The sequence below is a fragment of the Ensifer sp. YR511 genome, from assembly GCF_900103045.1.
Classification (GTDB): Bacteria; Pseudomonadota; Alphaproteobacteria; order Rhizobiales; family Rhizobiaceae; genus Ensifer; species Ensifer adhaerens.
Genome location: NZ_FNGR01000043.1, coordinates 41,677 through 48,045 on the forward strand (window position 1 = coordinate 41,677; position 6,369 = coordinate 48,045).

Genomic DNA, 6,369 nt, shown 5'->3' on the forward strand with positions numbered 1-6,369 from the left:
CAACCGTTGAGGAGCATACGATGACGATCCGCAGACGCACCCTTCTTGCCGCCAGTGCCGCCCTCTTGGCGGCGAGCCAGCTTTCCCTTCCAGCCCATGCGGACGAAACGACGCTGACCATCGGCTACCAGCCCATCGTCGAGCCGTCGCGCGTGCCGCAGGCAGACGGGACCTATGAGAAGGTGACCGGCGCCAAGATCACCTGGCAGAAATTCGACGGTGGCGCAGACGTGATTGCGGCACTTGCATCCGGGTCGATCGACATCGGCTATGTCGGATCCTCGCCGCTGGCCGCCGCCGCGAGCCGCCAAATTCCGCTTGAAACAATCTTCGTCGTCGGCCTGATCAGCGACGCAGAGGCGCTGGCTGTCAAGGGAATCGACAAGCCGGAAGAGCTTGCCGGCAAGAAGATTGCAACGCCCTTCGTCTCGACGGCGCATTACAGCCTGCTCACCGCCTTGAAACACTGGAACATTGACCCGAAGGCGGTTGAAATCCTCAACCTCCGGCCACCGGAGATCGCCGCTGCATGGCAGCGCGGCGATATCGATGGCGCCTATGTCTGGGATCCGGTTCTCTCCGAAATCAAGAAGACCGCGACCGTGCTTGCGACATCGAGCGACGTCGCGAAATGGGGCGGCCCGACCTTCGACGCCTGGATCGTCAGCAAGAAGTTTGCCGAGGAACATCCTGAAATCGTCACCGGCTTCGTCAAGGTGACCGGCGACGCCTATGCGGACTACCGCACCAAGCCGGAGGCCTGGAGCGCGGGCTCGCCCCAGGCCGAGAAGATCGCACGGCTCACCGGTGCAAAGCCCGAGGAGGTGCCGAACCTGCTAAAGGGCTATTACTTCCCTTCGCTCGAAGAGCAGGCGAGCGCTGATCTTCTCGGCGGCGCGACCGTCAAGGCGATCGCCCAGACCTCGGCCTTCCTGCTCGAACAGGGCAAGATCCCGGCAGTCCTCCCCGACTACGCGCCCTACGTTTCCGCCCGCTGGGCGCAGGAAGCGGCAAAGCTCTCGTTCTGACGTTCACTCAATTGCTGCCCGCCCGGATGAAATCTTCGGGCGGGCGCACTTCGCCATGCCAGGAGAACAGCATGTCCGTCCTCTCGCTTGAGAATGTCACATTGCGATACGCGGCCGATGCCGGCCGGAACACGCCGGTGCTTGCATCGATCGATCTGTCGATCGACCACGACGAGTTCGTTGTCGTCATCGGCCGCTCCGGCTCCGGCAAGACCAGCCTTCTCAATCTTGCTGCTGGCTTCGTGAAACCAAGCAGCGGCCGCGTTCGGCTCGATGGCGCGCCGGTCGCCGGCCCAGGGGCAGAGCGCGCCGTCGTGTTCCAGGACGATGCACTCTATCCGTGGCTGACTGCCCTCGACAATGTCGCCTTTCCCCTGCGCCTGCGCGGTTTTTCCAAGGCGGATCGGCTTCGGCGGGCGCGAGCCCTTCTCGATCAGGTCGGGCTCAGCGATGCAGCCGAGCGGCATGTCTGGGAACTGTCGGGCGGCATGCGCCAGCGTGTCGGCATTGCCCGTGCGCTCGCCTCCAGCCCGAAGTTTCTGTTGATGGACGAGCCGCTCGGCGCGCTCGACGCGCTGACCCGCAGCCGTATGCAGGGCTTTCTTCTGGACATATGGCAACGGAATCGCGTCGGCGCCCTCCTGATCACCCACAGCATCGAGGAGGCGCTGCTGCTGGCAACGCGGGTTATCGTGCTTGCCCCCAACCCCGGCCGGATCACCAGCGAAATCTTCACGACCTTCGGCCGCGATCACCTCGCAGGGACACCGCTTTCGGAAATCCGCAGCTCAGCCGCCTTTCGCCGCCTGCAGGACGAATTGACCGTGCTCATCCATGCCGAAGAAGAAGGAATTGCCGCATGAGCATCTCGGTTGAAGGCCTGCCGCCCATCATGCCGACGGCACGTCACCTAGACGAGCAACCGGAACAGAGCGCCGACCGACCACCATTGCCGCTTGTCTGGATTTCGCTCGCGACCATTACGGCACTGCTTTTCCTCTGGAGCCTTGCCTCCAGCTATGGTTTCGTCTCGCCGCTGTTCCTGCCGTCACCGGTTGCCGTCTACCAGGCACTCCGGAGCCTTGCCATCACCGGTTTTGTCGATGCGACGCTCGCTGAGCACGTCGGCGCCAGCCTGCTGCGGATCTTCGGCGCGCTTGCCGTCGCCCTCGTCGCCGGCATTCCCGCCGGCCTTGCCATCGGAGCGAGCCGTCTCGGCAAAGGCATCCTCGATCCGATCGTCGAATTCTTGCGACCGCTGCCGCCGCTTGCCTATCTTCCCCTGGTGATCATCTGGCTCGGCATCGGCGAAGCGTCGAAGATTGCGGTGATTGCACTGGCGATGTTACCGCCGGTCATCCTTTCGACGGCAACGGGCGTCCGTTCCGCGTCGGCCGATCACGTCAATGCGGCGCGCTCCTTCGGCGCGTCGCGGCTGCAGGTGCTGCGCCATGTCATCGTGCCGAGCGCCCTGCCCTCGATCCTCACGGGAACCCGTATCGCGCTCGGCGCCGGGTGGTCGACGCTGGTGGCGGCCGAACTCGTCGCCGCAACCCGCGGCCTCGGTTTCATGATCCAGTCCGCCGCCCAGTTCCTTGTGACCGACGTGGTCATCGCCGGTATCGTCGTGATCGCCGCTGTCGCCTTCCTGTTCGAATTGGCGGCACGCCTCATCGAGCGCTGGCTGGTGCCCTGGGCAACGCGGCGTTAAGCGGCAAGCCTTAGCCAGTCTTCAGAGTGACCCGGTTCCGGGTTGCGATCAGTCGCGCCGCGGCATAGGTCTGCGTGACGATTTCCGGCACGAGATCGATGTCGGGCAGGCTGCCGACGCCGAGCGGCCCAATTGCGTAGAGATCGCGCGTCGGGGCTCCGCCCGCGAGCACTTCGCCCGCCGGGCTGACGGCAATGCCGAGATCGAGTTCGTCGGGCTCGGCAAGGCCGCCGGAAAAAAGGCTCTGCATCAACGGCGCCTGAAGGTCAGGCGCCGAACAACGACAGTCGATCACCTGGTCGGCTGACAGCAGCGTCTCCTGGCTTTCACCGGCAAAGCGCACCATCAACCCTTCCGGACGGCGCCGGCCGGCCCAGCCCTTGCGTAGCACGGTCCGCTCGCTGGCAAGCTCCTGCCGGAGACGCAGGTAGAGGGGTGCCGGCAGGCGATTGCGGTGGCTGTCGTAGATCGACCGCAGGTGCCGGTTAAAGCGATGTTTTTCTTCCTCAGGCAGCGCCTGCCACAAGGACCGCGCCCGTCGACGCAGGCCGTTCATGGCCGCCTGCCAGCCGAGCCCTGCTTCTTCTGCCTCGGCACAGGCCTGCCGGACGAAGCGAACGATCTCGCCGAGCCGCGTCGGCATCGGCTCGACCGGAAATGTCGGCGCTGCCGAAAGACGGGTATGCGGCTGCGGCAGGAAACCATGGCGGGAGAGGATGGTGACCTCGCCGGCAAAGCCGTTATCGCGAAGCTGCAGCAGGCGGTCGACCACCCGGACTCCGCTACCGAGCAGGACCGTGTGGCGCGGCACGACGAGACGACGGGCGCGCACCAGTGGCTTTTCCTCGTCGGCAACTTCCATCTCGCCGCGACGCAGACCAAAACCGGTCGCCAGCACAACGGCGTCGCATTCCACCGTCGCGTTGTCCTGCACCACGAGAAAGCGCCCATTGGCTTGCTTGCGAAGACCAAGCACCGCCTGACAGGAGAGTTGCATCGAAATATCCGGCCGGCGCGTCAGCGCCTCGGAGAAGCGCTGGTAAACATAGTCGCTGAAGATGCTCTTCGGCACGAAGATCTGCTGGAATCCGGGAATGGCGGCCGGCACGGCGGCGCGAAACTCGGCATTGGCCGAGAGCCAGTCGTTGAAGTCTTCGGGCTGACCGGCGGCCACCGAAAGGTCGCGAACGCGGCTGTTGAGGATTTCGCCGCTCTGGGCGGCGGCCAGGACCTGCCCGCCGCTGATCGTCGGTTGCGGATCGAAGAGATGGACGTGAAAGGCGGCCCGCACAGACTTCATCAGGGCGATAGCCATCATTACACCGGAAAAACCGCGGCCGACGATGGCGATATGCGGCTTGCCCCTGGAACTCATTTCCGTCGGAGACGTCTTGGCAAACAATCCATGGACAGTCATGTGCACTCTCCTATGGCCGGCCCCGCCGGCAAAGTTTGAAATGCATGGCTGTTTCGGTCCTCAACGCAGACACCGACCGAATTGTGAGGGTATCGGCGACCATCTGCAGGGTCGCGAGAAGATATCGTCCGCCGCAAGGACGGTCGAGCCCGTATGTCCTATCCCGGCTGGCCTGGCACCTTGGCGCATGCGCATCCCTAGACGGTATACTCTATAAACTTTGTGCGTTATTAGAGCGCGAAACGGCGCCGACATCAAGGGCCGTGTGACACGACCACGCAAAGCGGTCTCCCTCGCCATGCTCTGGAGCGTTCAAGCCACGCCGTTTGGCAAGGGTAACTGCTCTGAAAATTCGCCCGGCTGCGCACGTGCAAACTCCCGACGCGAAATCCCGTTCAACACCCTCAATAGGTCATAGCCATGCGACCAGCGGCCAAAACCACTGGCAATGTTGATGTGCCCGGCATGGCCAAGATCGACGAGGCGGCTCCCCCAGCGGGTCGAAAAATGACGCAGGCGGTCGAAAGGCATATAGGGGTCGTTCAGGCTGCCGACGACGAGGCTCGAAAAAGGCAAGGGCAGGTCGGGCATCGACCCGAAGTCGATGGCGCCCGGATGAAGCCGATCGGTCGGACCGAGATCGCACGGCGCGACGAGCAAGGCGCTGCGCACCTGCCGGGCGAGCGGGCGCCGCACGAGATTGGCGACCAGAAGGCAGCCGAGGCTGTGGGCCACGAGGTCGACTGTTCCATGCCGGAAGATCTCGTGTTCGAGCCTGTCGCGCCAGAGATCGAGCCTCGGGCGATCCCAATCGTCCTGTTCGACAAGAACCGCCTGCGGATTGTCATTGAGCCAATGGCGCTGCCAGTGGCCGCTGCCCGATCCGAACAGCCCGGGAATGATGAGCGTTGTTGCCATGACATCAGCCGCTTACGAGAATGTTTCAAAGTAACGGCCGCGCATTCTGCCGCGCCCGATTCATGGCTTGATTATGGAAGAGTGGGACACAGCGCGTAAGCAAGGAACATTCAATATCTATAAATTCTATAGCATAACTTTTCAGCTGCATCGTTTGCCTTCCATCATTTTAGATGTCAGGCATGGAACAAAGTTGGGAGCAGAGTGTTTCTTGAGACGCGGTCAGAAGCGAAAATCAGTTTCCCTTCCGGCCGCCGAAGCGTCAAAAATTTGCGTTGTTGGAGCCCATGAAATTGGTAGTTTGGCGCCGAAAGATACTGGCGCTCGAACAAGCCGGCCAACCGGCGGTTTGAAGATCGGTTTGGATGAGGGGATAGCGCAGCCGCTCGCGGCTGCGGGGCTAAGAGGTGACCGAAAGGTGACGGAGCGACGCAATGGGAACCGGTGGCGATTTCGCCAGCCGAGTGTTTTGCCTGGATTTGGATTGTCGCTCGGGATCACGCTGAGCTGGCTGGTTCTGATCGTGTTGATCCCGTTGTCGGGACTGGTGTTTCGGGCCAGCGGGCTCGGCTGGGCGCAGTTCGTGGCGCTGGCGCTTGATCCGCGCACGCTCAATGCCTTGAAGATCTCCTTCGGCACGGCCTTTATCGCTGCCGTTATCAATCTCGTCTTCGGCGTCATCCTCGCCTGGGTATTGGTGCGCTACCGGTTCCCCGGCAAACGGGTGATCGACGCCATGGTCGACCTGCCCTTTGCGCTGCCGACCGCGGTGGCCGGCATTGCGCTGACGACGCTCTATGCCCCGAACGGCTGGATCGGCCAGTTCCTGGAGCCGCTTGGCCTCAAGATCGCCTTCACCCCGGCCGGCATCGTCATTGCCCTGATCTTCGTCGGCCTGCCCTTCGTGGTCAGGACCGTGCAGCCGATCATGGAGGAGATCGACAAGGAAGTGGAGGAGGCTGCCGCCACCCTTGGCGCCAGCCGCTTCCAGACGATCAGCCGGGTGCTTTTGCCGGGGCTCTTGCCAGCCGGCCTCACCGGCTTTGCGCTCGCCTTTGCCCGCGGTGTCGGCGAATACGGCTCGGTGATCTTCATCGCCGGCAACCTGCCTTATGTCTCCGAGATCGCGCCGCTGCTGATCGTCATCCGGCTCGAAGAGTTCAACTATGCGGCTGCGACAGCAATTGCCGCGGTCATGCTGGCGATCTCGTTTGCCATGCTGCTCCTCATCAACTCGATCCAGGCCTGGAGCCGGCGGAGATATGTCTATGTCGCATGACCTGACCGCCGCCTCA

Annotated in this window: 6 protein-coding genes; 4 read left to right on the forward strand and 2 right to left on the reverse strand. The window is 63.1% G+C overall.

From position 1 onward, the window contains the following. The first annotated feature begins 20 nt into the window (after positions 1-20). From tauA to BLU15_RS35090, 3 genes are all read left to right on the forward strand, one after another. Positions 21-1,028: a taurine ABC transporter substrate-binding protein gene (gene tauA, locus BLU15_RS35080; RefSeq protein ID WP_060610805.1), complete on the forward strand. Its 1,008-nt coding sequence runs from the start codon at positions 21-23 to the stop codon at positions 1,026-1,028. A 71-nt stretch (positions 1,029-1,099) separates the two neighbouring features. Next, complete coding sequence (locus BLU15_RS35085; RefSeq protein WP_034801977.1) at positions 1,100-1,891, forward strand: taurine ABC transporter ATP-binding protein; 792 nt, start codon at positions 1,100-1,102, stop codon at positions 1,889-1,891. Further along, positions 1,888-2,739 (forward strand): ABC transporter permease subunit, encoded by an 852-nt coding sequence (locus BLU15_RS35090; RefSeq protein WP_034801973.1) that lies wholly within the window; start codon positions 1,888-1,890, stop codon positions 2,737-2,739. The genes BLU15_RS35085 and BLU15_RS35090 overlap by 4 nt, the downstream gene beginning before the upstream one ends. Positions 2,740-2,749: 10 nt before the next feature. Here the strand turns inward: BLU15_RS35090 and BLU15_RS35095 are convergent, their stop codons facing one another. Then, entirely contained in the window at positions 2,750-4,156 is a 1,407-nt protein-coding gene (locus BLU15_RS35095) for an FAD/NAD(P)-binding protein (protein WP_090301752.1), read from the reverse strand. Positions 4,157-4,468: 312 nt separating this feature from the next. Continuing rightward, positions 4,469-5,074 carry an RBBP9/YdeN family alpha/beta hydrolase gene (locus BLU15_RS35100; protein WP_034801968.1) on the reverse strand — a complete coding sequence of 202 codons (606 nt, stop codon included), beginning with the start codon at positions 5,072-5,074 and terminating at the stop codon, positions 4,469-4,471. 418 nt (positions 5,075-5,492) lie between these two features. Between BLU15_RS35100 and cysT the strand changes: the two genes are divergently transcribed. Continuing rightward, positions 5,493-6,353: a sulfate ABC transporter permease subunit CysT gene (cysT, locus tag BLU15_RS35105; protein ID WP_064817029.1), complete on the forward strand. Its 861-nt coding sequence runs from the start codon at positions 5,493-5,495 to the stop codon at positions 6,351-6,353. Positions 6,354-6,369: the final 16 nt, after the last annotated feature.

Excerpts from the sequence above, each read along its gene's own strand:
- BLU15_RS35095 (WP_090301752.1), bottom strand. The coding sequence starts at position 4,156 with ATGACTGTCCATGGATTGTTTGCCAAGACGTCTCCGACGGAAATGAGT.
- tauA (WP_060610805.1), top strand. The coding sequence starts at position 21 with ATGACGATCCGCAGACGCACCCTTCTTGCCGCCAGTGCCGCCCTCTTG.
- BLU15_RS35090 (WP_034801973.1), top strand. The coding sequence starts at position 1,888 with ATGAGCATCTCGGTTGAAGGCCTGCCGCCCATCATGCCGACGGCACGT.
- BLU15_RS35100 (WP_034801968.1), bottom strand. The coding sequence starts at position 5,074 with ATGGCAACAACGCTCATCATTCCCGGGCTGTTCGGATCGGGCAGCGGC.
- BLU15_RS35085 (WP_034801977.1), top strand. The coding sequence starts at position 1,100 with ATGTCCGTCCTCTCGCTTGAGAATGTCACATTGCGATACGCGGCCGAT.